Here is a 22822-nt window from a genome sequence, read left to right as displayed (position 1 = left end):
GCTAACGCTAAAACTAAAGTGACAAAATTAAAAAACTAAAATGGATTAAGCGCAGACTTAGTTTGCGCGATGTCAGCAGGTAAATAACGTACTAACCAACATAAGGTTAAAATGGTTAAAAATAATAAAGTATTTGAGGGTGACTGCAGATGAAAGTCGACAGAAATATGCAACAACATGTGCACTATAGCCATTGCACAACCAAATGCGACGCCCTTGTAAAGTTTATTGTGACGTAAATACATAGTTCGACAAGCTAACCAAAACGAATAAAGTACCCATAAACCTAATATCACAGTCATTACCAGACCATACTCAAGGACAAACTGTATATATTCGTTATGAGCATGGCCGTAAAAACCTGAATAAAACTGTGGTTGGTATTGTGGGAATACAGTATAAAAACTCCCACCACCAGTACCAGTAAAAAGGTGTTCTTGAATAATAGGAAGGCTATCAATGACTACTTCATCTCGAGTTTCTGAAGCAAAAGAGGTATCATTGAGGCGCTGCTTAACTTTCTCAACGCCAAAAATAGAACCCACAATCAATAAATCTAGAATAAAAATACTTACAACTAAAGGCTTAAACAAGGTTGCAGGACGACGATAAATAAATATCGACAACAGTGACACAGCGGCCAGAGCGGTAAAAAAACCAGCATTCCCCATACGCGACCGACTTAAGATTAAGCCAATAATCATAATCACTATTGCTAAACGTAAAATGAGTTTTTGACTGAATAATGTCGATAACAAATCAATTAACATCCCACGTAAATCGAACTCTTTTTTGGTAGTTTTTAATTCTGATAATAACCAACCAAAAGCAATAGAAAGACATAACGCTAGATAATTAGCAAAATGATTTTGATACACAAACGATCCACGGGCCCTATCACCATCGTGATAACCAAAAATGGGTGATACTTCAAGCTGCAACAAATTGAGTACAGTGCCATAAAAAGCCTGTAAACAACCTGAAATAATGATAGCAATCAACAACCAACGTAATGCTTTAGCTTGCTGACAATATTGACTAACTAATAAAATAAACAGGGCATAACAAAAGGTCTTAAGTAATTGCTGTGCCGTCTGATATGGGTCAACAGTATCAATTAGCGGTATCCAATTAAGTAATTGCATACATAAGTAGACCTGCATTAATACTATGGGTAACAACAGCTTTTTTTGCCACTCGTGACGAAGTAATAACGCATCATGTTTAAAACAATATGCTACATGAGCAATAGCTAATGTAATAATAACAAATTCTAAAATCGCCAATGCCCAAATTCGATTACTACCTAATGGAATAGGCACCCAAATAATAACTGCACATAATGCTAGCAACATAGAACGATTAAATAACCCAAAAGTCATCGTCGTATGGGTAATTTTATTATCCATTAGCGGCACATATCCAGTTTAATCCATTTATTAACTTCACCACTAACGGGTGTTGCATAAGCAAAATAAGTACAGACCACAGGGGCTAATTTATACTTCAAAGCCAGCGTTTTAAGATCGGTAAACATTTCCCAGTTAGCACTAGCTGCAATATAAGCGCTACTAAATACTTTTTGCTTTTGGGCCATGGTTAAACTGGGCCAATAAGCAAAACCAATAGCTAAAGTTTGATGTAACACTTCTGGAGCATATGGACCATAATGCAAGGCTTGCTCTAAATACGGCCAAGCTTGCACGATATCTTTCTGGATAAAAGCTAAATTGTACGCATAATCGCTGTAAGCATTTGGCCAGTTAGGTCGCAGAGTGATCGCATCTAAATAGAGTTGATTAAACACTATAATATTCGGTTTTTCTTGTTGCGAAAACACCCCCCACTCCATCACTTTGGCTAGCGTTAACAAATAATGAGGGTTTTTGTCGTCAACACTAAAAGCATAATCAGCAGCTAATAATGCATTAGCATATTGTAACGATGTAGGTTTTGTACCTTGTTGCCATTGGTCAACATAAAAACGCGATTTAAAATGATATGCATTGGCTAAGCCCTTTTGCATCAACATAGGCAGTAAGCTTAACAATGCAAATATCATTAATGCGTAAACCATCTTGCGTGGAGACAACTTTACCCATGTCATTAATCACCGCACTCCGCAAATAATGCATTAGAAATATTATCTGGCACCAACGTCGTTAACGCATATGCATATTCTTGGCTAGTCAACTCTGTCACGATATTACTGGCTTGCATCAACTTTGGAGGACGACGGTTTAATGAATGACAATCAGAAGCCATAATCGAATAAAGCTTTTGTTTAATAAAAAGTTCACTCAATTTTTGTGGCGCTGGCCCCATGTCGCCAATTAATGACGCTGCGGTTAACTGAAGTAAACAACCAGACCGAACAAAAGAGTTTATCCGTTCAGGGTGAGATTGTAACTCTCGGTTACGCTCAGGATGAGCAATCATAGGTAGTACATTTCTTGCCAATAACCAACTAATCAACTTATCTGTACCAGGAGGAATATGACTACTAGGTAGTTCTAAAAGCAACACATCTTTTTGCTGATAACGGCCAAGAAAAGGCAATTGTTGTTGCTCAATAAACTGCATGATTTCTGGCGTAATTCTTACCTCTGCGGCAGTGCGTATTTGCACATCTAAACTGGTTAATGCCAACGCCTCACATAACAGGTCATAAGCCTTATTAATTGACTGCAAATTATTGTTGAAAATTCCCAAATGTATATGAGGTGTCGCAACCATACGTGACACCCCTTGCTCAACAGCGAGCGCCACTAGACCAATGGCTTCATCAATAGATTTAGCCCCATCATCGATATTGGGTAAGATATGGCAATGTAAATCAATCATGCCTTATTATTTGCCTTACTCTTCTTGGTGACAGAGTCTTTAATTGTAGAATCTGCGCCATAAGCTTGGTAGTAACCATAATCTCCTTGATATTGTAGTGCATCTTTAACATTGAATTGATTTAACACTACGCCAAACACTTTAGCTCGAGCCTGATTTAGCTTAGCTAATGTCAGCTTAATCGCTTCGCTGCGAGTATGTCCTGCTTTCACCACTAGCACTGTGGCATCGCATAATGAAGCTATAATTAATGCATCACTTACAGCATGTACAGGTGGTGTATCTATAATAATTTTACCGTATTGGGTTTTAAGTATTGTGAGTAATTCATCAAACTGACTAGAGGACAATAATTCTTGCGGATTTAACGGTACGGCACCTGCAGGCATAACATCCACATTAGGTCTTACTTCTTTTACAATACAATTATCCACACTGTCTGTGCCCGATAATATATTAGCAAGACCGGTCTGGTACGTTGGTAAACCAAAGCGCATCCCTAAGCTAGACTTACGTAAGTCAGCATCAATAATTAATACTTTTTCCATAGTGGCATAGGCAAATGCTATATTCATTGATGTCGTGGTTTTCCCCTCATTAGGAGTGGATGATGTCACCTCAATGGTCGATAACTTATTACCCATGGCCATCAATGACAGTGAAGTCCTAATGGTACGAATAGCCTCCGCGTGGAGAGGTAAATTCGTATCGAAAAAAGCAAAATTAATGTCTTCATAACTAGTGCCTTTTTTGGCTTTAGGCACGTAACCTAACGACCTTTGTGACAGTATTTTTTCAACATCATCACTAGTCTTAATTGTGTCATTTAACGAATCCAAAACTAAAACTAATACAATAGCAAAACCTAAACTTGCCATAAATGCTAAAATAACAATCATTTTTTTCTTTGGTTTTTCAGGTGATAGCGGTTCAACTGCACGGTCAGTAAATCGTGCAACTGGTGAATCAAAATCCCCTGTGACTGCAGTTTCTTTTTGACGAGCTAAAAAGCTGTCAAATAACTGCCTGTTGGTGTCAACTTCACGCAATAAACGCTGATAGTCAATATCCTTGGTACTCAAGTTTTGATACGCAGTTTTAGCCGAATTGAATTGCGATTCTAGGGCTTTTAAATTTTGTGCTGTAGTTTGCGCTTCATCTTCAATCCCTTGGACTAAACGGCTTATTTGCTTATGTAAATTTTGCTGCACGGTAGTAAGTTCAGCTTGTGCAGCAATCATTTTAGGGTGTTTTTGACCATAAACTTGTTGTAATTCAGAAACCTTACGTTCAACTAAAACCACTTCGCGTTTTACATTCTGTACTGACTGATGTGACGTCACTTCAGGTAAGCTTTCTAGACGACTAATGTCAGTGTCGCCATAACGTTTGACCACTGCCATAAAGCTGTCGGCTTCGGCTTTACGCGATCTCGCCACTGTAATCTCATCACTTAAACGCTCTAATTCTTTGGCATCTAATGCCGTAACCCCTTCAACGTCTATCAAGCCATTTACAAGCTTAAATTGTTCTAACCTATATTCAGACTGGTCCAAATTTAAGCGTAAGCCTTCTAAACGCCCCCCTAACCAAACATTAGCCTTCTGGGTCATTCCGAGCTTTGCTTCTAACTGACTTATAATGTAGGTATCACCGACAGCATTTGCGACTTGTGCTGCAAGCTTTGGGTCTGTACTTTCGTAACTAATATACGCCAGCTGAGTTTTACGCACAGGGGAAATACTAATACTTTGAGCGAAACTGTTTATTAATTGATGTTTGGCAATGTCTCGATTAACTATGCTATCACCCGAGGCAACTTCTTTAGGTATGAAGTTTAGTTGAGATTTAAGCTTAGAAAACCAACTTGGTGGCCGGTTAAATGCCGGGTGATTAATTAAATCAAGATCATTAAATACCCGTTCAGCAATACTACGAGACTTAATAATTTCAAACTGAGTTAAGTAGTATTCTTGCTGACCAGAATTAATCCCATAGACTTCATCAATTTTAATCGCCTTAGCCTGCTCAGACTCGATCAATAACGTCGATGAAGCCCTATAAGTTGGCGTAATACTTAACACAACAAACACTGTTAACGCTGAAACTAAAATTGTAAATGCTAAAATTCGCCACTTAAAACGCAATATAGGTAAAAGCAGTTTTTTTACATTGATAAGTTGATCCATTTGCATTGTTGCTGGGCTAATAACATTGTTTGAGGGAGCACTTTGACGTCTTTCTTGGAAGATCATTAAAAAAATCTCTGTTCAATAGTAATGGTATCACCAGCTTGAATGGCACTATTAATAGTACCCTGTTCAGACTCGACTTTGCTTCCCTCACGGGAAATAGAAATCTTTTCTTGCGAGGCCCGTTCGGTTAAGCCCCCCGCTAAAGCAATAGCTTGATTTACAGTCATTCCTGGCTGATATGGGTAACCGCCAGGCTTTTTAACTTCACCATGAATATAAAATGGCCGATATTCAACCATGCCTACAAACACACTAGGCTCAATAAAATAATCACCCTTCAAACCATCGTAAACCAACTTTTCTACCTGTTTAATGGTTAAACCATTCAATTTTAATGCCCCCAAAAAAGGGTAGTTTATAGTACCGCTATTGGTGATTTTAGTTTCGAGTGTTAATGCGTCTTCACCATAAACTTTAATGATGATTGTATCACCAGCCCCTAATTGGTAACTCTGAGTTTGAGCACTGGCCAGCTTGGGCTGTATAAACAGCAGTAAAAACATAACAGAAAAACATAAATGAGATAAATTCTTCATGGGATCCCTATAAGGTCATTTCTGCATTAATGAAATACACGTTGCGGTCAAACACATACTGTTCATCATTAGAATCAACTTCAGAAATATTGACTCCAGCCTCTAAAGTTAACCAACGACTGACGTTATAATTGACTGAAAATAGGTAAAGCTTACTTTTATCCTCACGATCTACGCCAGTGTAAATGTCATCAAAATGACTATAACCAATGGCTGAAGAGAATAAATCACTCCATTCATGGTTCCACTTAACACCATAACTAGTTTCCTTTACATAATCTCCGAAACCATTAGGGTCGCGGCTAGTACGACCCGAGGTAAAATCAAATACCGAATATGTAAGAGGTTTCCAAGAAACCTTAGCCTCCCATGACAAACCGCTAAAGTCTTCACGTTCTTCATTCTCAAAAATTTTTCGCTGGTAACCGACTTTGATACTACCTTCTGAAGCAGCCGTAGCCTCCCACTCGACGCCTAACCTTGCCGTATTAGTCATACTGTCACGATCACCAGTTGGATCCATCAAATCATAGGCAGTATCAACACTCTGAAAGTCGGCAAAAATACTGGTTACTGACTGGGTATCATAATAAAAAGTAGCGCCTAAAGTCGTATCATCAAAATTACGATATTGAGTTATTATTTCATAATTACTGTACTCTTTACTATAGAGTTCAGCATTGACTCTCACCCTCGCCGGCGTTGTTTTTGCACCATACTCATAATACCCTCCAACACTAAACACGTCATAGGTATTAGGTTCATCTTGACGATAGCCGCTATTTCCCTCAAAAAAACCAGTTCCACGATCTTCGTGACCAGCAACGTACATAGCCTCGAAATTAAAACGGTTAGACTGGTTTAATTCAACTTCAGAACTAGCCCGCAGTAAGGCATCTAAATAGTTGTCATCACTACTACTAAAATAATCACCATATTCAAACCCGAGCTCTAACATGTGAATACTGTTACCATCCAATAACTGAGCATGAACAGCAGGTGTAACAGTTAAAATCCAACTGTCTTGAGTATCCGCTGAAGCACTACTGATATTATCATCATATTTAAGACCGCTGTTTAAACCAGGTATAAAATCAATACCCGATTCAGTTTGAATCATGCCAGCTTTTTCATCTGCTGCAAATATAGGGTTAATAAGTATGAACGAAGTAATAACAGTAACAATGCAACTCAATTTAAACGGTATGTTCATGACTAACTATCCTTATGAAAAATGTATGAGGAGAAAACAACACTTACGTTATAACACCCGAGAGAAAACTTTAAACCTTGAATTGGCTGTGTTTGACTTTATAAGCCTTAAGTTTGACCTACAAAACATAACCAGAATGTCAAAGGGGCAAGCATCATCCGAAAGACTAATAAATGCTCATTCGAAAATGGAATGGAAATACTAGTGAATAAAAACCTACGGAATCATTAATAAACGTTTTTACCGACAAAACCTTTAAAAAAAGTCAAAAATACAATCTTTATATCCCACCACAATGACCAATTACGAATATAATCAAGGTCATATTCAACTCGCTTCTCCATTTTATTAAGGGTATCCGTTTCACCGCGCCAACCATTAACCTGAGCCCAACCAGTAATACCCGGTAGAACTTTATGTCGGAGCATATAATAACTTACTAACTTACGATATTCTTCATTATGGGAAACTGCATGAGGACGCGGACCTACTACTGACATATCTCCCATAAGGACATTAAAAAATTGAGGTAATTCATCTAATGATGTTTTTCGTATAAATGCACCTACATTAGTAATACGGGCATCGCCTTTCCGAGCCTGAATAACCTTATCTGTATTTTCAGTTACCGTCATCGAACGAAATTTCCATACTTTAATTTTCCGGCCATCTAAGCCATAACGATCTTGCTTAAAAATAATTGCCCCGGGTGATGATATATAAACAGCTATAGCGACGGTAATAAGTACAGGTGATATGACCACGATGGCACATAAACTAAAAATGATGTCAAAACTACGTTTGTAAAAACGCTTCATTCCAGCAACTGGGGACTCAAAAACACTTAATGTATCAACTTCACCAACGCTGCCAATGCGTGCATGCATTAAGTTTTTCAACAAAAAGTCAGGTGTAATTAACACATCAACAGTACTGTCACCAAGTGTCAGAATAATATCGGCTATACGTTTTTCAGCCAACATAGGCAAACAAACATATAATTTGTGTATATTACCCGCCCGAGCCAACTGAACGGCATCGTCAATTGAACCTTTTAATAATGACGCATCAAGATTTTCAATTCGATTAGGTTCCCTGTCATCAAAAAAACCAACACATTCAAAGCCTAATTCATCATGTTTAAATATTTCATCAAATAATTGTTTACCTGTTTGTGTTAATCCAACAATAGCAATCTTTTGGACGTTATAACCTTTTATTCTACGAATACGTTTTATCTCTCTAACACAAAAACGCCAACTGACTAATAATACAACAGAGAGAACATACCACCCCCCCATGGCAACTCTCGAATAGGTATCACTGTATTTAAATAAAAACAAAACTAACGTCATGAATAGAAATGCGAAGGTTACATTTAGCAGTATTAATCGACACATTGTAGAGAAGCGACTTAAGCGCCAAGATCGATATAAGCCTAATGACTCACCAACATAACTAAAAAAGAATAAAACACCAATTAAAACTAACAAATAATCTTTGTCGAAACCAATATTATACCCGCGCATAATAATTAATAATGAAAAAGCAATAATAACTATATCAATAATACGCAATAAGAAATTTGATCGGACACCTGTAAATTGAAACTTTGATGGTCTATCCATTAGAGCCTCTTATGATTAAATTTAATCTTTTTAAGATTGGTTGATATAACAGAAATGAACTTGAAGGAAATAAAATTGCAACAATAAAAGCTTTAAATAAATTACGTTTTTTTAATAGACTGACTATCTCGAGATATTTGTATGACCTCAAGAGGTTTTTAGTACGTGTAATTTGCGCTCTTTGAGTGTCATTATCAAAACTAAAACAATTAGCAAATTTAGCATCTGAATCAATTAATACACTAATATGTTTCAAATTTAAAACGCTTGAAATAGAATCACCACGAACATTATAAATATAACCAGAATAAGGAACAACCTCAGCATTCGCAGTATTTGCCAAGCAATTCGCTAAAAAATAATAATCTTCGCCAACTCTAACTTCAGGCCAATACTTAATACCTTTATTATTAATAAAACTGCGTTTAAAAACGGGTTTTAAGTAACCTGTTGATTTTACATTTGAAAATATGAGGTTGGTATTAATTAAAAACTGAAGAGTAAACTCACCTAAAGGAAGATCTGATTTACTATAATAAGGTATTAAATCCGATTTAGAATTTAGTTTCTGATAAAAATTATCAAGAATAATATCAGTTTTATCATTTTTTAAAGAAAGCAAAGTCGATAAACGATCAGGTAACATATCATCATCAGAATCAAGTACCGCTATCCACAACCCTCTTGCCGCATCAAAACCAGTGTTTCTTGCTCCACCTGGCCCAGAGTTCTTTATATTTTTAATTAACCGAAGACGAGGATCATTAATATTTTTTACGACAGAAATGGTATCATCAGTCGAACAATCGTCAATGACGATAACTTCAACACTTACACCAACTTGATTTAAAGCAGAAAAAATTGCTGTTTCAATAAAATCAGCAGAGTTCCAAGCAGCTATGACAATAGAAACATCTATATCATTTTCAATAACGGTATTCATATATATTTTTTAAACCGTCCTTTTGACCAAAGACCATAAAAGAAGCCAAGCCCATGAAAAAAATCACAAATTGAATCTAGAAATGATTTTTTAGGATTAATAATATTAACTGGAAGCCAGATAATAGATTTTAAAATATAAGCATTACCTTTAAATAAACATGTTAGAAAAGTATAGATTTTTGACTTAGTCGAAGATTCAATTGCATAGCCAGTTGCACCATGCCTAAAACTTCTATCCATTACCCAAGTTACTGTCATTCTTGAATCAACTACATTTTCATAAACTAATGCTTTCGCATCCCAATAAAGAGTAGCTCCTTGCTTTGTAGCCCGAAGAAAAAGGTTTTTATCTTCTCCCCCTTCTGTTAGTTGCTCATTAAAAAATAAATTATTATTATAAAAAAATTTCACATCCATAAGCACATTATTAGTTGCAGCCCATGAAATAGTTGTGTTGTGAGTAAACTTTCGTTCAGAGAAAATAGAAGCAAATTTAAACGAATTGTTGGCCGTCTGAGGAAAAATGGGGATCTGTGGGCCAGTAACAGCATTAGCATTATAAGATTTTTGCGTTAACATAAGATGATTTAACCAGAATTTTTCTGGATAAGCATCATCATCTATAAAAGCTAAAAAAGAAAAATTATTATCAACTGCATATTTAAGAGCTGCATTTCTAGCAAATGGGATACCTAAACGACTCTCTAAACAATGATTTATACTAAAATCATTAGATCTATATTTACCAATTAGGTTTTGTATTTTTGTTGAAGCTGTAATAGAATTTTCTAGAATAAGTAACTCGAAAGTAAAATTATTCACTTCAAGAGATTTAACTTTTGAAATGCACTCTTCTAGGCTATTCATTCTAGACCCAACCGAAAGGCAAGTAACTAGAACATTTCTCATTTCAATGGTCTCATAATTATGAAATAGAAAAAATTATAAATAATTTTAAAAAAAGTTGATACCTTAGGAAGATCACTATTAAACAATAATTTAAAACCAATGAAGTCGAACCTTAGCGCAAATTTAACTGTTAAATACGAGTAAAAAGAAAACTTTTCATCCATTTTATATTTTACAAATTTTTTAACTGCATTATCAAGAATAAATTCTTTACTCATTTTAAGAAATAAGCTGAACTGATCAAAGTTATTTTTAATTGATAATGACGTTCCCCAGTCATTGCTAGACGTAAATATATTGACACCTTCTCCATAATCAACACCAGACTTTAAATCCATAGTGACTAGGTTACATTGAGAAATTAAATGAAGCCACATTAAATGATCTTCACCTGCAACGGTCAATGTTTCATCAAAACGTAAACCATTAAGTATTTTACGAGAGAAAACAATTGTTGAAGTTTGACAAAAATAAGTTTCAATTAAATTAATAAAGAAAACCTTTGCTTTAATTTCAATAATTAAAGATTGCTTAACTTTATTTTTATTGACATAATCATTTATGTAAGGATTTTCGACAAAGTAGCTATAATCATTATCAAACCTCTGATGGTCACAGAAATAGAAATCACTTGATTTATTAAGATAAAAAATCGCCCGGCTAATATGGTCATCATGCCAAATATCATCAGAATCAAGAAAAGCAATATAATCTACATTCAAAGAATCAGCAAAATCAAGTCCAACGTTTCTAGCTTTGGCTGGGCCTGAATTTTTTTGATTAATTATTTTAATTTCTATATTTTGTGTTTTTTCTAAATTTTTTAACTCTTTCTCAGCATTAATTGGAGATTCATCATCAATAATAATAATAGTAATACTTATATTCTCAATATCAGACTGTGAAATAATCGAATTTATTGAATTACGCAATAATCCGGATTTCTTTTGATAAAATGGAATAATTACGGCTAAATGTTTCATCCGATACCCCTAGCGATTTTGCATTTTGAACTCAATGCTTCCAAAGCGTTAGCAGAATTTCTTTCAAAAACACTGTCAGAGCTTAAAAAAGCATCGTCAATTAAAAAGTTCGATAATGTTTTCGCTGCATTATTAACGAAAATTGAATTGATCATTTTTAATTTATCTTGAACATAATTACTGCGTTTCCCAGTTGCTTGTAAACCGGAAAATGAAGACCAGAAATCTAGTATAGAAGAGTTTGGGCAGTCATTGAAGCGTAATGATAAATCCATCGACTCAGCCCAATCGAACCATTTATTACGGTGAATAGCTACTTTAGGTTGAATAGGAATCCAAGGAACTCGCAACGTATCAGCAAGTATTACACCATGCATCGCTTCAGAAATAATAAAATCACAACTCTTAATCATAGAAAGTGTGTTTGTTACATTTGGTTCTGTAGGGTCTAAGTAAACTAGGCTAGCCACATCACAAACTTCTTTCCAACATGCTCGAGGAATACTCTGATAGTGAGGCATAAAACCAATTCGACTAACTCTATTAGGTGACGGTATATGTAATGGAAATTTGAGAAATTTAGCTAAAATAGCAGCGTCAGTTATCACTTTAGATTTATCAATATTGAGTTGTTGAGCTGTTCTTGGGCCTCTAACAAACGTAATATCCCAACTACCGTCATGAACATTAGGAATGGGTGTATAACCACCATATCCGGAACCCATCACTATTTTTGATGCCTCTTTAGAATAATGATCCCAAAGAATTGAACCAACACCTAAGAATAAAGTACTTTCGTCCTCATCGAAAAAACCAGGTTCAATTAAATTACTCCATAAATATTTGTTTAACTCATCACCAAAGTTTGGAGGGTTTGATTCAAAAAAAGTCAATTTCAAAAAATTATCCTTATTTAATTATTGTTAAAAAAGTAAAGTTCCCAATCGATGGAATTATTTTAAATCGACGAGAAAAAAACTCTAAAAAACCGATATAAAAGGCTATCAGCGATAAAGAGTAGATAACTATATAAATGTAAATATTATGAATAAAACCAGTAAACAAAAATTCACAAAGAAAGTTAGCCAAGATTAATGACAACGTAGAATTAAATAAAACTTTAAAGTATGAACTAGTAGAAAAACAAATAAACCGCCTAACTAATATCAACGATGACATATAATTAACAAATTTAAAAAACACTAAAGAATACAAGAAATATTCCATGTTGTATGATGCTAAAGTCATATATATTGGAATAGAGATAGTAGCAACACATACTTGAATTTTCGATAAATGACGAGCGCCACCAAGTAATATAATAAAATTCCTCTGTGGTACACCTAAGGACACAATCAATGCGATTATACAAAAGAAATTGAATATTTTAATTGACTCAACCCATTTATTGGTAAATAAAATATTGAACATTGGTTCGCTAAAATAATAAGCCAAAAAAATCAATGGCAACATCAACCACCAAGTAACAGCCGTTAGCTTTATAAATTCATTACTTTTATCAACTTTAACATCATTAATATTTTTAGAGATCTTACTTAAAGAAACTTCATTTATCGTACTAATAAAAATATCTACTATTATGTCATATAGACGTTTTGATAAATTAAAAAAACCTAACTCTTTAACACCTAAAAAACTCCCTACAATAAATGATTCAGCTTGAATGAATAAATTTGTAAATCCATTCACAAATGTAACAGGCATTGAAAACTGATACATATCCTTAATAATTCCAAAACTAAAAAATAATAAAGTTTGATCTCTAAATTTAATGTATAAAAAAATAAAACCAAATAATGAAATAATGATTTGACTACATACCAAAGCCCATACACCAAAATCTAACTGCAACATAACGTATACCGTTATAGCTGAAGACAAAGTACAAATAACAGTTCTTATAGCTAGTTGGAAATAAAATTCATATTTGACACAAAGAGTATTATACACATTTACAAAGCAATCAAATATCACTTTTACAAAAAGTAACATGACCATATTGTTAATAGTTTCAGTATAAAAATCAAATTTAAAAAAATAAAAAAATAATAATAATAAAAAAACTAAAATAATTGAAATAAGAACATGAAACCAAATAACAGTAGAGATCATTTCGCTTGTTATGTATTCACTCTTAAATAAATTATCTCGCCATCCTGTAGGTAAAAATGAAGAAACTAGAAAAATCAATGTTAATGCTAATGCCACCTCGCCAAAGGATTCAGGGTCCAAAATCCTAGCACTGTAAACAAATACAATAAAATTAAGAATTGGCGGAAAAAATTTACTTATAAATAATGCAAACATAGAGCTTTTATTTTTCATTTAAAAACCTAATTTTAAATTGCTCCAATAAATTGCTTGTAATAAAGAAAAATACATCTAACCGGCAAAACAAAACTGATATGGAACGCAGTATATTTCTATTTTTAATTGCTGTATAAAATTCGATCCATTTTATTTTTTTATTTATTGAGTAATACAATTTATAAAATAATGAGTGAACCTTAGTGTCATAATCAAAATCATTTATTAAGGATAAGTTGCAATCTCTTAAATATATTAAATCTTCAACTGAATGTGTTGCTGAAAGAGAATCATCTCTCACGACTGTAACGTACCCACATGCTTCGACAAGTATAAAGCGAGCTCCATGTAATAGTAACCTTGAATAAAACTCAAAGTCTTCTCCAAGCCTCATCTCTTCTTTATATTTTATTTGATACTTCTTAATAAAACTAAGTCTCAATAGTGGTTTCAAAAAACCAAGTTCTTTTCTATACTCATCTTTTTTAGTTATATTTGACTCAACAAAATAATATATATCAACAAGTAGTGGGATTTCAACATTTAACATTTTTGATAATGTTGTAGGATTATTTTCAAAAGTTCTAAATTGATCGTCGCCAATTATTTCATAACCATTATCATATGTTAATAATGATTCAAATCGTTTTTCAATCATAAAATCATCTGAATCTAACACAGTAACCCATTCAGTATCACAAATTTCAAGCGCTCTATTTCTTGAAAAAGAAGGTCCCATATTTTTATCATTAGTAAGAACTTCAACTTTAGCTTCTGAAAAATATGTATTATTAATTATTTCAAGTGTTTTATCTGTTGAGAAATCATCAATAACAAATATTTTTTTGACAAATGATTGATTTAAAGCTGAATTAATACATTTTACGATTGAATCTTCACAATTATAGGCCGCAATTATAACTGAAATACTATTATCCATTAATAATTCTCAATATGGTTTAAACCCAAAGATTTTAAATTAACCCCTAGATGAAAGGTTCCGCGCATTAACCAAAAGTGAAATTTATCATTATTAAAAAAATGTAATAAACAAAGAGCAAAGCAATAAGTTAATTTTGATAACGATATTATAAAACATTTAAATTGATTTAAACCACGATTATCATCTAAATTTAACTGTCCAAAAGACTGACCCATTCGAAGCTTTCTTTTCAAAATCCATTTTTTGGTAAGTCTATTTTCTGGAACAGGCTCTTCAACAATCGCCATAGGTTCGAAAACTAATTTAGCGCCACTTTCATACATTTTATAAAAAAAATCTGTGTCTTCGCCACCAGTCCTTCCATAATCTAAATTAAAACGTAAACCATCAACTTTGGATAAATTTATTAAAGTATTCCCAGTATACCCCGTCTGAATTTCATTATTAATGAACACCGGTTTATGCGAATGAAAGTCATTGTTAAGTATCCATTTAGGTGTATTCTCTTGATAAATTGCATTTACAGGACCAAAAACAACATCAGCATTTTCTGTTTCTAATTTTTTCAGCATCAATGAAAGCCAATTATTTGATGCTACCTGATCATCATCAATAGTTAAAAACATTGGGCTCGTTGTATGATCTAGACAAGCATTTCTAGCAATAGAAATATTTCGCTTAGGTGCATGAATATATTTTAAAGTCAACTTTAATTCTAACGCTAAGCCTTCGATATATTCTCTTGCACAAGCCGTTTCATCATTATCAGCAACAACTATTGTAATTGTGACATCTTTAGGTATAACTTGTGCACGAATAGACTCTAAAGTGAACCTAATTTCAGGTCTTTTATAGGTACAGATGCCAATACATACTTCCATAACGAATCCTATCTATATAAAATTTTTGAAATTAATTTTCTGCAGAATCCAGCCGACCAACCCAAATGCATAAGTGCAGCAGTTGGTCCAGACAAAACAATAAATAATTTTTTATTCTTAATTGACAGTAAAACACCATAAGCTAAACACAGGCCTAACCAACTTATAAATGGTAATGTAAAAATTATATTTATTGGAAATAATAAACAAAGTAGTAATGTTGGGAGAACAGACAGTGGTATAAGTTGTCGAATTTTTGGGATTTGTTTATGTTTAATAACATTAGAAGCACGACCTATTCCATAGCGGTAATATTGTTTAAATAGACCTATAAAATCACTTCTAGGATAGTAAGTCATAAAGGTTGATGATGTTAGCCAAATTTTAAATCCTGCTTTAATTAATCTAAAATCTAATTCAGCATCTTCGTTTGCAACGAATAATTCATCATAACCACCAACATCAGTGAAAGCAGAAACACGCATTAAAGCATGATGACCATGTTCTACCCACTTCCCCTCATTGCTAATATTACGATGTGCCGAACCGCCATTACCTAGTTTTGAGTTTTGCGTTATAGCAAACATATTCTGCATAGCTGTTTTACCGACGGTATCCATTGCTATTACCACAGAATCTGCATCCGTTACTTCAGCCGACTGAATTAACTCAGTTACAAAGTTATCAGGATAATCGGCATGTGCATCAATACGAATAAAATATTTACTATCAAACCCAAAAAGCTTAATAGCAAGGTTTATACCGGCACTTTGAATTTTCTTTTCGTTAAAAATCAACTTAATATTAGAATTTACAATGATATAATCTTTGACTATCTGCTGAGTACCATCTGAACTTCCACCATCCGCAACAATGATTAAACTATTCTTATTTTTACAAAATTGTTGTAATAATCGACCGATATGTTCTGCTTCGTTTAAGCAAGGAATAATGATCAGAATTTTTTGTTTATCCATTACTTAAAAGTTCCTGATGAGTCCTTTTTCCACTCTGCTAATGCTCTAACAAGTCCATCATCAAATGTTTTACCATTATCCACTAGCCACTGAGGGTATATGTTGGTTGATTGCACCAATTTCATCACTCTATCTGGGTGAATTCCAATATTTAATGCATTGAATAATCTGAATGCTTTAGCCGCTGCCAACACAATAAACTTGGGGACAAGAAATGTGTTAACTTTTGGAAAATGTTCTTTCGTGAATGTGTTAATAATATCCTCCAAGGTATAGCCATGATGGTAAGCACCATTAAAAGTAACTTCATCATTATGAGCCCCTCTGACGAATTCGATGGCATTGAGCAAATCACCAACGTAAATACATGCTTTGATCGTATCTTTACGTCCAGGGTAAATAAACCAACCTTTAGACAATAACGTAGCTAATCGAGTGAAATTACCTCCTTCCCCGTGACCAAAAACGACAGCAGGTCTGACAATTGTCAATTTATAATTACTATCGAATTGTTGCCAATCACGATGGATTCTTTCAGCTATCTTTTTAGAATAACCATAAGAGGATGTAGGCTTTAAGGCCGTAGTTTCTACTTTTTGATCTTCACCAGGACCATATACAGAAATTGAACTCGTGAAAACAATTTCTTTTATATTGCATTTTTTAGCATATTTACATACTTCAATTGCACCAACTATATTAGTTTCATAGTATTCATGATGTTCATGTCCCGGCGTAGTGTGGATTGCAGCTAAATTATAAATAACATCAATATTTTTATACACCTCTAAAGATGCTAAATCTCGTACATCAGCCTGAATATATTCAACATTTTTCACAATATTTTTTGGCGGTTTGATATCAATAGATATTATTCTGTCTACTGTATTATCCAATGAACAGATCAAATGGTTACCAATAAAACCTGAACCACCAAAAATAATTACTTTTTTACCAACATCATGCAACATTAACAATTCTCCTGCTTACAGAACTAAATGAAATCCAAGCCAAACAAATCAGAAACTGAGCTAATGTAAATTGTCTTAACAGAACAGCTTCAAGGAAAGATTGCGTAAAGAAAAAGAAGAAAACAAATATTGACAAAACCAATAATGGATTTGTAAAGTCATAGTTTTTATAAAGTTTTTTTATAAGTAGAATAAGGCCTACTACATAGATAAAAAAACCAACAAAACCTAATTCAACCCATATATTAATAAACATATTATGAAAGTTAAATCCCGAACCTGACTCTACTTTCGCGTACTCCCAGATATCTTCAGCAACCATATTATTTATAACGAAAACACTTTGATACCCAGAACCTAATATAGGGTTTTCAGAAATCAAATCTAAACCTCTCTCCCATATATAAGTTCTTCCTGTTAATGTAGGATCCTTCCCGATATCATACATAAATTCGTCAAAAAAACTTTGAGTCAATGAATAAATCGCTATTCCAATAATTGAAATAAGTATTGCCACCATAAAAAAATTAACATTTAATCTCAAATAAAATGTAATATTTTTTAGTTTGGTACCACATGAATAAATACATTAAAAACAACGACATAGATACTGATAATGTGGTGCCAAATGATTTTGCTTTTAATAGAACCAATACAGCAAGGAATAACAAAAATCCGCCTAGAATACGTGATAATCTATTGGTTTTTTCACTATAAAAATACATAACAACACCAACACCAACCCCAATAGCCGTATGTATAGCCAAATAATTCTTACTTGAAAATATTCCAATTAAACTTATTTCACCAGTCATTCCATTTAATGCAACACGATTGGAAGCAAGACTTGCGCCCATTGCAATAATAAACGTAAAAACCAAACAGTTTAGCAGTAAGTTTTTATCTACGCGGCAGATCAACACTATTGAAAATACAGTTGTTAATAATAATTGAACTCCACCTCTAAATGCAATCATGGAAGTATCAGACCAAAAAGATGATACTATAGCAAGACATGGGATAATCAATAACGCCCTATATCTCAACAAGATTCGATAGCTCTCACTAATATTATTAATCAAAATAGAACCGCCACAAACAATAAACATCAACGCAGCTAAAGAACCAATAGTTGAATTAAATACTAATGAGAAAAAGAAAGAAAATACAACAAATATTAAGATAACATCTGTTCTTAACAACTTATAGTCATTCATAATTATTAATTTTTACTTGAATTATGTTAGTTAAAGAAATAGTATCAACGAAAATGTATAATGAATTTGTTATTAAATCATGAAAAACTCACTATCTAAGAAAATCTCAACTGCTCGCGTAATTTGCATTTTAAGTTTGATTTATGTACATTTTCCACCTCTATATGGCGAAATAACAGATGTAAATAATTTCGAAGATTATTTTATTATGTTGGTAAGCAATCTTATTGGAAGGTCTAGTGTTCCTTTGCTAAGTATTGTTAGTGGTTACCTTATCGTAACTTCCATTTCAAAATATAAATATACTCGATTATTAAGAAATAAAATGCTAACTCTTTTAGTTCCTTTAGTTGCATGGAATTTTTTATCGCTTACTAAGGATTTAATGTTAGGCACATCCCCGCTAGAAGATAAAAATATTTTAAACTATTTATTATCAATATACGACACACCAGGAATCATGCCATTATATTTTTTAAGAGACATATTCGTATGTGTAACTCTAGCATTTATCTTATTAAGGTTAACATCTGGAGTGAAATCAATTATTACAACATTCTTACTTATAACATTATCAATATTTGATTTAAATAATTACTTATTTATAAATGATAAAATAATCATCTTCTTTTTCCTTGGTATGATTATTGCCAAAAACAAAAACTTTTATATCGAAAGCTTTGAAAGTAAATTAATGTTCACTACGAGTTTGATTTTGTTAATTATTTCAACAAACTTATTAATAATTATTAAACCAGAAAACTTACCGGACGAATTACTCACTATAATTTCTATAACATCTAGAGTTTTTGGAGCTATAATATTTTGGAATATAGCTTGTTTTTTAACGAAAAAATTTAACATAGGTAAATATAGTTCAGTTATATTTTTTACATTTTGCTCACATACTCTAATAATCAGTTTTATATGGATTATAGCAAAGAAGCTTCATATTGAACCAATGACATACAGTTATGTAGCACTCTTCGTCAGCAGTCCAATATTAGTATTTATTATCTCGCTTATGATTTACAAACCTTTTCTTCGCATATTTCCTAAAGCTCAAGTTCTATTGACCGGTAAAAGATGACTGCAAATCTGCCCTAGTAAACCGTGTGAGCAAAGAAACATTTAAAGTTAAACTCCAATGACAAAACTTTAAGATAATGATTTTAATCAAAGTCGGAACTGTCCATCTAGTCCTTCAAATTATCTCTCTTAACTGAGCTCTATAATTGAAGTTGACGATAGCAAACACTAAAAAAAAAGACACGCTACCGCCACTAGATTACAGCTTCCAGATTGCTATGATTCATTTCAAATTGTTAACATTTTATGCATTAAGCGAAAAAGTAGAAAAGTATCTCTTTCGACTCTATCGGACAAACATAGAAATGAGAAAAAAACCAGTAAAATATCAAACAAATCATAGGACTTATGGTTTCAGTACTATTTTCGTAGACTTCATTCCTTGCTTAAATTTTCCATTTCTACTTTCTATTTTGTATTATTCATCTTTAATAATGTTACGAGTATATGATATACAGCAACTTAATGACAGTTTTTTGACACTTCCTACTTTTTGTCGATTATTTGACGAAATGTTAAACCAAAAATCAAAATACTGGGAAGTTACTTTTTAGTATTAGCTTAAATTCAAATTACTTTTACATTAGCACAACAGTAAAATAGCTCATTTAACAATCAACTCAAGCTTTAAGGATCTCTTTACATTGTTACTTCATGCACCATAACGATTATTAAAAATAAAATCATGCACTTTTTTTGTGCCTATAAAATAGGCTTATTGTGTATGCATTATTAAAGAAACATATCAAAAACCAAAAAATCAAACACGTAAGACACTGTTATTATTAGTTATAACACTAAACCTCACTATCAAGCGTTATCTAAACTAAAAATCATTCTATCTATGAAAATGATCAACATTAATTTATAACTTATTACATAACAATAACCATGCCAACAATTTGACGCTGACAATATTCACTATCAACAAACCAAACTAGGTTATGAATTAGACATGATTCATTTGATGTATTTTTTACAGCTTGTTCTATGTTTATGTATACTCAAACATAGAACAAGCTAGTTGTGTCATTTTATTGTCGATTCGCGTTTTACTAGTTTTTGATATGGGCCGTTATTGAATAAATTTTTGTTAATTATTTACAGTGTTATTATTAACCATCATTTTTAGTAGGATTTACGTATTTGGCTTATTTTTTTGTTGCAACATATATCGCCATTTGCTTATCTTGTCAGTATTTTTTTTGGCTGTTTGTATTTCCAACATAAATGACAACCTATTTACTGTCGTTTTTTTAAACAAGTAGAACTCCGCTATGGTGTTGAAAATGTTAAAGGCTTTAGTGACTATCGATGCGATGGCTTGTCAAACAAAGATAGCCAAAACCATTGTGGAACAAGGCGGTGACTATCTGCTTGCCGTTAAAAGTAATCAGGGAAAGCCGCGCGAAGCGATAGTCAAAGCCTTCTCTTTCCTGCGAGCCTACAATACAGACAAATCCACAATTGAACAGGGTCATGGGCGTACAGAGTGTCGCCAGTGCTATATTATTGACAGTACAAACTTAGCCGGTGACTTTTCAAAGTGGAAAGGGCTAAAAAATATCCTTATGGTTGAAAGTTGTCGCCTTGAAAAAGGAAAATCAATCGAGCTTGAGTACCGTTATCACATCAGCTCTAAGGCGCTAAGTGCTGAACAAGCTGCGATAGCCGTTCGAGAACATTGAGGCATAAAATCAATGCACTGGGTGCTTGATGTCAGTATGAGGGGGAGGATGCATGTCAAATGTACAACGCTCACGGGGCCAAAAACCTGTCATGCATGCGCCATATCAGTTTGAATATGTTACGAGCAGAGTCGACGAAGATAAGCATTGTTGAAAAACAAAAGCGATGCATGATGAATCCATCGATGCTTGAAGCTATATTAAAGGCTGGATTTAGCGCCTAGATTAAAATTAAGCACTCATGCGGTGGTCCTGGGTAGTTAACGCAATTAATTACATGGTTGATAATATTCAACGATCATTTATCGAAAAAAAAAATTACAGAAGCCTTGTTGCGTGATTTCTATATCGACTCACATACCAGGTTACCTAGTCGCCGCGCGTTATTAATAAAATTGAATAAATTCAAACCGAATATGAGCAACATGGTAACCATTATTACCTAGGCTTGTTATCGATGACATCTTTAAAACAAGTAAATGACAATGAAGGTTGTGGCTATGGTGGTGACTATATTTTATCTGGTTCTCAAATTTTTAGTAAACATATAAGTAATTTACAAAGCATTACTTTATACCGTATTTCTGGGTCTGAGTTTGCATTTTTATTTTTGCTGACTGAAGAGGCAGCCAAAGAAATCGACTTAAAAATTTCATCCATTAAATCGATTGAAAACAATGACCGATTTGATAATGGCTTTGCCAGACACGCTTTAACTCGTGTAAATCATCATGAAGATTTTACTGAAGTGGTTAAACGTTTAGATAATCAGTTAGCGCATAATCAATATACTGAAAATGCAAATGGCTTGGTTACAGTTTTATTAATGCAAAAAATCACACTCGTGAAGAATGAGAATGGGTCGGTATTTTGACTCAATTTTCTGAATATTTTAAAAATGATGTATGTAATTGTGACAACAAAAATTTTGCCATTATATGTATCCCATTAGATAAAATTTTCGATTTAATGTTACAACCGATCGTTGATAATACTAAAAAATTTTATACATTGAGTCATTCGTGCGCTTTAAAGTTAATTGTGAAACACTATCGACAGTAGATGTATTTGCGAAGGCAGACCGTTTAGGTCTACTTCAGGAGATTGAACAAGCTGTTGTGTGCTTTATTCTTTATAAGCTGCAACACATTGAAGACACCCGTGTAGCCATTAATATTATTAATCGTGCATTGCATAATCCGATGTTTACCAATTGGTTATTTGGTTTTACCAAAAATTACATAAAACGCTTCCACCACTTTTGTATGAATTTAACGAGTCTGGAGCTATGCTTTCGCTTGAATCAACAGAGCATTTTATTAATAGAGTAAAAACAATGGTAATCCCCCCTAAAAATAGTAGATTTCAAAAGTAGAATTTTCTCGTAATATATACGCAGGGAGATTCTGCATGAA

21 protein-coding genes and 1 pseudogene are annotated in these 22822 nt (G+C 33.2%); 4 read left to right on the top strand and 18 right to left on the bottom strand.

Features of this window, described 5'->3' with window-relative positions; genetic code table 11:
• Positions 1 to 35 precede the first annotated feature (35 nt).
• The 18 genes from AAEY98_RS14780 to AAEY98_RS14695 all read right to left on the bottom strand — a co-directional run bounded on the left by AAEY98_RS14780 (position 36) and on the right by AAEY98_RS14695 (position 18615).
• Complete coding sequence (locus tag AAEY98_RS14780; RefSeq protein ID WP_351000098.1) at positions 36 to 1409, bottom strand: O-antigen ligase family protein; 1374 nt, start codon at positions 1407 to 1409, stop codon at positions 36 to 38.
• The gene (locus tag AAEY98_RS14775) at positions 1409 to 2107 is read right to left on the bottom strand and encodes a hypothetical protein (protein WP_351000101.1); all 699 of its coding nucleotides are present in this window, start codon (positions 2105 to 2107) and stop codon (positions 1409 to 1411) included. Before AAEY98_RS14775 ends, AAEY98_RS14780 begins: the two co-directional genes overlap by 1 nt.
• The gene (locus AAEY98_RS14770) at positions 2107 to 2844 is read right to left on the bottom strand and encodes a tyrosine-protein phosphatase (RefSeq protein ID WP_351000103.1); all 738 of its coding nucleotides are present in this window, start codon (positions 2842 to 2844) and stop codon (positions 2107 to 2109) included. Before AAEY98_RS14770 ends, AAEY98_RS14775 begins: the two co-directional genes overlap by 1 nt.
• Positions 2841 to 5099, bottom strand: coding sequence for a GumC family protein (locus AAEY98_RS14765; RefSeq protein WP_351017861.1), 2259 nt, complete (start codon positions 5097 to 5099; stop codon positions 2841 to 2843). Before AAEY98_RS14765 ends, AAEY98_RS14770 begins: the two co-directional genes overlap by 4 nt.
• Entirely contained in the window at positions 5099 to 5635 is a 537-nt protein-coding gene (locus AAEY98_RS14760) for a polysaccharide biosynthesis/export family protein (protein ID WP_502959650.1), read from the bottom strand. The genes AAEY98_RS14765 and AAEY98_RS14760 overlap by 1 nt, the downstream gene beginning before the upstream one ends.
• A gap of 7 nt (positions 5636 to 5642) precedes the next feature.
• Positions 5643 to 6848 (bottom strand): outer membrane beta-barrel protein, encoded by a 1206-nt coding sequence (locus AAEY98_RS14755; protein ID WP_351017859.1) that lies wholly within the window; start codon positions 6846 to 6848, stop codon positions 5643 to 5645.
• Positions 6849 to 7075: 227 nt separating this feature from the next.
• Positions 7076 to 8476: an undecaprenyl-phosphate glucose phosphotransferase gene (locus AAEY98_RS14750; RefSeq protein WP_351017856.1), complete on the bottom strand. Its 1401-nt coding sequence runs from the start codon at positions 8474 to 8476 to the stop codon at positions 7076 to 7078.
• Positions 8469 to 9419 (bottom strand): glycosyltransferase family 2 protein, encoded by a 951-nt coding sequence (locus tag AAEY98_RS14745; RefSeq protein ID WP_351017853.1) that lies wholly within the window; start codon positions 9417 to 9419, stop codon positions 8469 to 8471. The genes AAEY98_RS14750 and AAEY98_RS14745 overlap by 8 nt, the downstream gene beginning before the upstream one ends.
• Positions 9416 to 10288 carry a glycosyltransferase family 2 protein gene (locus AAEY98_RS14740; protein ID WP_351017850.1) on the bottom strand — a complete coding sequence of 291 codons (873 nt, stop codon included), beginning with the start codon at positions 10286 to 10288 and terminating at the stop codon, positions 9416 to 9418. Before AAEY98_RS14740 ends, AAEY98_RS14745 begins: the two co-directional genes overlap by 4 nt.
• Positions 10289 to 10326: 38 nt before the next feature.
• Positions 10327 to 11313 carry a glycosyltransferase family A protein gene (locus AAEY98_RS14735; RefSeq protein WP_351017847.1) on the bottom strand — a complete coding sequence of 329 codons (987 nt, stop codon included), beginning with the start codon at positions 11311 to 11313 and terminating at the stop codon, positions 10327 to 10329.
• Positions 11310 to 12212, bottom strand: a complete 903-nt coding sequence (locus AAEY98_RS14730) for a polysaccharide pyruvyl transferase family protein (RefSeq protein ID WP_351017844.1) — start codon at positions 12210 to 12212, stop codon at positions 11310 to 11312. Before AAEY98_RS14730 ends, AAEY98_RS14735 begins: the two co-directional genes overlap by 4 nt.
• 10 nt (positions 12213 to 12222) lie before the next feature.
• Positions 12223 to 13659, bottom strand: coding sequence for an oligosaccharide flippase family protein (locus AAEY98_RS14725; protein ID WP_351017841.1), 1437 nt, complete (start codon positions 13657 to 13659; stop codon positions 12223 to 12225).
• Positions 13649 to 14581, bottom strand: coding sequence for a glycosyltransferase family 2 protein (locus AAEY98_RS14720; protein ID WP_351017839.1), 933 nt, complete (start codon positions 14579 to 14581; stop codon positions 13649 to 13651). The genes AAEY98_RS14725 and AAEY98_RS14720 overlap by 11 nt, the downstream gene beginning before the upstream one ends.
• Positions 14581 to 15465, bottom strand: coding sequence for a glycosyltransferase family 2 protein (locus tag AAEY98_RS14715; protein WP_351017836.1), 885 nt, complete (start codon positions 15463 to 15465; stop codon positions 14581 to 14583). The genes AAEY98_RS14720 and AAEY98_RS14715 overlap by 1 nt, the downstream gene beginning before the upstream one ends.
• A gap of 8 nt (positions 15466 to 15473) precedes the next feature.
• The gene (locus AAEY98_RS14710; protein WP_351017833.1) at positions 15474 to 16442 is read right to left on the bottom strand and encodes a glycosyltransferase family 2 protein; all 969 of its coding nucleotides are present in this window, start codon (positions 16440 to 16442) and stop codon (positions 15474 to 15476) included.
• Complete coding sequence (locus AAEY98_RS14705) at positions 16442 to 17413, bottom strand: NAD-dependent epimerase/dehydratase family protein (protein WP_351017830.1); 972 nt, start codon at positions 17411 to 17413, stop codon at positions 16442 to 16444. The genes AAEY98_RS14710 and AAEY98_RS14705 overlap by 1 nt, the downstream gene beginning before the upstream one ends.
• A complete protein-coding gene (locus AAEY98_RS14700) occupies positions 17403 to 17933 on the bottom strand; it encodes an O-antigen ligase family protein (RefSeq protein ID WP_351017827.1) in 531 nt (176 codons plus the stop codon). The genes AAEY98_RS14705 and AAEY98_RS14700 overlap by 11 nt, the downstream gene beginning before the upstream one ends.
• Before the next feature lie 7 nt (positions 17934 to 17940).
• The gene (locus tag AAEY98_RS14695; RefSeq protein WP_351017824.1) at positions 17941 to 18615 is read right to left on the bottom strand and encodes a hypothetical protein; all 675 of its coding nucleotides are present in this window, start codon (positions 18613 to 18615) and stop codon (positions 17941 to 17943) included.
• A gap of 94 nt (positions 18616 to 18709) precedes the next feature.
• Between AAEY98_RS14695 and AAEY98_RS14690 the strand changes: the two genes are divergently transcribed.
• From AAEY98_RS14690 to AAEY98_RS14675, 4 genes and pseudogenes are all read left to right on the top strand, one after another.
• Entirely contained in the window at positions 18710 to 19720 is a 1011-nt protein-coding gene (locus AAEY98_RS14690) for an acyltransferase family protein (protein ID WP_351017821.1), read from the top strand.
• 1279 nt (positions 19721 to 20999) lie between these two features.
• Positions 21000 to 21631, top strand: a pseudogene (locus AAEY98_RS14685) (ISAs1 family transposase); the annotation flags it as partial.
• Positions 21632 to 21810: 179 nt separating this feature from the next.
• Positions 21811 to 22281, top strand: coding sequence for a diguanylate cyclase domain-containing protein (locus AAEY98_RS14680; protein ID WP_351017938.1), 471 nt, complete (start codon positions 21811 to 21813; stop codon positions 22279 to 22281).
• Between the two features lie 148 nt (positions 22282 to 22429).
• Positions 22430 to 22738, top strand: a complete 309-nt coding sequence (locus AAEY98_RS14675) for a hypothetical protein (protein ID WP_351017818.1) — start codon at positions 22430 to 22432, stop codon at positions 22736 to 22738.
• Positions 22739 to 22822: the final 84 nt, after the last annotated feature.

This window comes from Shewanella sp. AC91-MNA-CIBAN-0169 (assembly GCF_040310165.1).
GTDB lineage: Bacteria > Pseudomonadota > Gammaproteobacteria > Enterobacterales > Shewanellaceae > Shewanella.
The sequence above is the reverse complement of the archived record's forward strand: the minus strand, read 5'-3'. Positions and strand labels throughout refer to the sequence as shown.